At 70.6% G+C, this 3,799-nt stretch carries 4 protein-coding genes and 1 pseudogene; all 5 read right to left on the bottom strand.

Translation table 11 applies throughout. The features are described from left to right. Positions 1–41: 41 nt before the first annotated feature. The gene (locus AB0C02_RS33390) at positions 42–887 is read right to left on the bottom strand and encodes a metal ABC transporter permease (protein ID WP_357553206.1); all 846 of its coding nucleotides are present in this window, start codon (positions 885–887) and stop codon (positions 42–44) included. Continuing rightward, positions 884–1,747: a metal ABC transporter permease gene (locus AB0C02_RS33385; RefSeq protein ID WP_357553205.1), complete on the bottom strand. Its 864-nt coding sequence runs from the start codon at positions 1,745–1,747 to the stop codon at positions 884–886. Before AB0C02_RS33385 ends, AB0C02_RS33390 begins: the two co-directional genes overlap by 4 nt. Continuing rightward, positions 1,744–2,505 carry an ATP-binding cassette domain-containing protein gene (locus AB0C02_RS33380; protein WP_357553204.1) on the bottom strand — a complete coding sequence of 254 codons (762 nt, stop codon included), beginning with the start codon at positions 2,503–2,505 and terminating at the stop codon, positions 1,744–1,746. The genes AB0C02_RS33385 and AB0C02_RS33380 overlap by 4 nt, the downstream gene beginning before the upstream one ends. Then, positions 2,498–3,442, bottom strand: coding sequence for a metal ABC transporter substrate-binding protein (locus AB0C02_RS33375; protein ID WP_357553203.1), 945 nt, complete (start codon positions 3,440–3,442; stop codon positions 2,498–2,500). The genes AB0C02_RS33380 and AB0C02_RS33375 overlap by 8 nt, the downstream gene beginning before the upstream one ends. A 156-nt stretch (positions 3,443–3,598) precedes the next feature. After that, positions 3,599–3,799 (bottom strand): annotated as a pseudogene (locus AB0C02_RS33370) (TIGR03943 family protein); the annotation flags it as partial.

Here is a 3,799-nt window from a genome sequence, read left to right as displayed (position 1 = left end):
CCGGCACCACCCAGGTGGGTAAGACCGGGACCGTCCCACCGTCAGGCGGGACTACCGACCGTGCGCTCACCAGAGCGCACTGAGAGGTAACGGGACCGTCGCCTGGCGGCCAGGGACAGGAGCAGGACGGCGGTAGCGGTCAGGGTGATGCCGCCACCCGTGGCGACCTCCGCGATGCGGGAGAGCCAGAGTCCGCCGACGGCGCTGGCGACGCCGAAGGCGACGGCGAGCCCGGTCATCGGGGCGAGACGATCGGTCCAGGCCCGAGCGGCGGCGGCCGGGGCGACGATGAGGGCGAGGGCGAGAATGGCGCCGACGGCGGGTACCACCGCGACGACGACGAGGTCGATCAGGAGGAGCAGCACGAGGTCGAAGAGCCAGGTGGGGTAGCCGGCGGCGCGAGCGCCGGCAGGGTCGAAGCCGGCGAAGAGCAGATGCCGACCCCCGAGCGACAACCCGACGGCGGTGACCGCCAGGATGCCGACGGTCATGGCAAGGTCCTGATCGCTGACGGTGAGGATAGAGCCGACGAGGAAGGCGGACAGGTCGTGGTTGAACCCGTCCTGGGTGGCGACGAGGGCGACGCCGAGGGCGAATCCCGCGGAGAGGACGACACCGGTGGCGGCGCTGGCGCCCTGTCCGCGAACGCGGGCGAGCGCGGCGATGGCGGCGGCCATGAGCAGCCCGGCGATCGCGCCACCAAGATAGACGTTGATCCCGAGGATGGCTGCGGCGACCAGGCCGGGGAACGCCGCGTGGGTCATGGTCATGGTGAAGAAGGACAGGCGGCGCAGCACGACGTGGACGCCGACGAGACCGCTGAGCACGCCAACGGCGGCGGCTTCGGTCATGGCGCGACGGAAAGTGTCCTCGAGCAGCCAGTTCATGCCCTCGCCGCCCGGTTGGTGAGTCGGTGGCGCGCGGCTGCGGCGGCCAGGGCGAGCAGATAGCAGCCGATGAGGGTGAGGACCACCGCCGAGGCGGAGGTGAGGCGGATGCCGTGCTGGACGGAAGCGGTCCAACTGGCCAGCAGGCCGAGATAGCCGGCGAGACCGCAGACGGCGGTGGCGAGCAGGACCATGGGGGCGAACTGGTCGGTCAGCAGGCGGGCGATCGCGGCGGGGACGACGAGCAGCGCGATGACGAGGATGGTGCCGACCGCCTGGACCGCGGCGACGACGACGAGCGCGATGGCGGTGTTGAGCGCGAGGTCGAGCAGAGTGACCCGGAAGCCGGCGGAGGCGGCGGCGACCGGGTCGAAGGCGCGCAGGATCAGCGGCCGGGCGGTGACGGCGAGAAGAATGAGGACGACGGCGGCCAGGGCAGCGGTCTGGGCGAGTTGGGCCGGGGTCACGGTGAGCAGCCGACCGAACAGGAACGCGGTCAGATCGCTGGTGTATGAGTGGCGCCGGGAGACGAGGACAACGCCGAGGGAGAACATCGCGGTGAGCAGCACGGCGATGGTGGTGTCCTCGTTGAGCTGCGTACGACGGCTGAGCAGGGTAACTGCGACGGCGGTCAGCAGGGCCGCGACCAGGGCGCCGGCGGGGATGCCGGGGTAACCGCCGGCGAGGAAGCCGAGCACCACACCGGGGAAGACGGTGTGGGTGAGGGCGTCGGCGACGAACGCGAGCCGACGGAGGAACACCAGCACGCCGACCGGCCCGCACACGGCGGCGAGCAGGAGCAGTTCGGCCAGGGCACGGCCCATGAACGGTGTGTCGAACGGTGCGACCAGTGCGTTCATGCGGCGACCTGGTGGGCGGCGACGTGCTGGGCGCGGTGGCTGGAGCGGCGTGCGGGATTGGCGAGGATGTCGGTGACGCGGCCGGTGGTGACCTGGCCGTCGTGGATCATGCAGGCGGTGTCCGCGAGGTCGCGGGCGATGTCAAGGTCGTGGGTGCTGAGCACGACCGCGGTCCCGGAGGCGGCGAGTTCCCGCAGCAGGCGTACGACGACCTCCCGGCTGGCGGTGTCCAGGCCGTTGAAGGGTTCGTCCAGCAACATCAGCCGGGCCTGGCTGGCGATCGCGCGGGCGAGCAGGACGCGCTGACGTTGGCCGCCGGAGAGCAGTCCGAAACGGGTCCGTGCCCGGTCGGCCAGACCGACCCGGGCGAGCGCGTCGGCGGCGACGGCCCGGTCAGCGGGACGGATCTGCCGCACCCAGCGGGTGGGTCGGTAGCGGCCCATGAGGACGACATCCCCAGCGCTGACCGGGAAGTCGGCGTCGAGGGTGTCGGCCTGCGGCACGTACGCGGCGGCGCCGCGGGCGCGACCGGCGGGGCGGCCGCAGACGGTGGCGGCGCCGGCGAGGACGTCGGCGAGCCCGACGACGGCCTTGATGAGGGTGGACTTGCCGGCGCCGTTGGCACCGAGGAGCACGACGATCTGACCGTACGCCGCAGTGAGGTCGACACCGGTGAGCACCGGGTGGCCCCGGTAGCCGACGCCGGCCCGCACCAGGTGCAGGGCGGCGCCGGCGTCGGCAGGGGTGTGCTCAGCCACCGAGGGCCCGCACGATGGTGTCGGTGTTGTGCTCCTCTGCGCCCAGGTAGGTGCCTTGCGGGGTGCCCTGCGCGCCGAGACTGTCGCCGAAGAGGGAGTCCTCGCCGCCGACCACCTTCACGCCGGCCTGCCGGGCGATCGCCTCGGCGGCCTTGGGTGGCAGCGAGCTCTCGCTGAAGACCGCCTGCACACCGGTCGCCTTGATCTTGGCAACCAGATCCTCGACCTGCTTGGCCGACAGCTCGGCGTTGGTGTCCAGGCTGGGGATGACGGAGCCGACGAACTGCAGCTGATAACGGTCGATGTAGTAACCGAACGCGTCGTGGTTGGTGACCAGCTTGCGCTGGTCGGCCGAGAGGGCGGCGAACTTACGCTCGTTGTCGGCGTCGAGCTGGTCCAGCTTGGCTGCGTACGCCTGGAAGTTGCTGCGGTAGGTGTCGGCGTGGCCGGGGTCGGCGGCGGCGAGCGCCTTCTCGATGTTCTCGGACATGATCCTGGCGTTACGAGGGTTGTGCCAGATGTGCGGGTCGCCCCCGGCCATGTCCTCGTCCTCGGGGTCGCCCTTACGCAGGGCGACCCCTTCCGACGTGTCGACGACCGTGCCGGTGAAGCCGGCCGCGGAGATCGTGGGGTCGAGCCACTTCTCCAGGCCGACACCGTTTTTGATCACAAGCTTGGCGGCACCGATCGCCTGGATGTCGGCCGGCGTGGGCTCGTAGTCGTGGGGGTCGACGTTGGGCTTGATGACCTGCGTGACGGTGACGGCGTCGCCGCCGACGTTGCGTGCGAAGTCGGCGACTTCGGGGGTCGTGGCGACGACGGCGAGCTTGCCGGCCGGGCTGGACTGGCTGTCGTCCTTTGAGGAGCCGCAGCCGGCGGCGGCGCTGATCGCCGCGATCGCCAGGACGGTTCCGAGCGTACGGATGGATGGTGTCACTACCGCTCCTTGCATATCGGAATGCACGGAACGGTAGTCATTTTCAGTAAGCCGGTCTAGCTGTCACATGCTCATATCAACACGCGGGAAACCGTCCGCCTCAACGCCTGCTACCGAGACGCGGGCCAGTGCTCCGCCCTTGGACGGGAGAGGACGTCACTCGTACGGGTTCTTCGGCTGGGGGATCTTCTTCCAGCTGTCCACCTCGAAGTAGGGGATGTCGGACCCGTTGAACGGGTCCTGGGCGGTGTCGGGGGTGTAGCGGCCGGTGGCCCGTACCCAGGTGTCGGCGGGCAGGTCGGGCACGTCGCCGCTGAGCCCGATCTTGATGGGGATTCCGTCGGCGGCGCAGCAGGT

Source organism: Micromonospora sp. NPDC048999 (assembly GCF_040649295.1).
Lineage (GTDB): Bacteria > Actinomycetota > Actinomycetes > Mycobacteriales > Micromonosporaceae > Micromonospora.
The sequence above is the reverse complement of the archived record's forward strand: the minus strand, read 5'-3'. Positions and strand labels throughout refer to the sequence as shown.

Coding starts and splice junctions, on each gene's coding strand:
- AB0C02_RS33385 (WP_357553205.1), bottom strand. CDS start 1,747: ATGAACGCACTGGTCGCACCGTTCGACACACCGTTCATGGGCCGTGCC.
- AB0C02_RS33390 (WP_357553206.1), bottom strand. CDS start 887: ATGAACTGGCTGCTCGAGGACACTTTCCGTCGCGCCATGACCGAAGCC.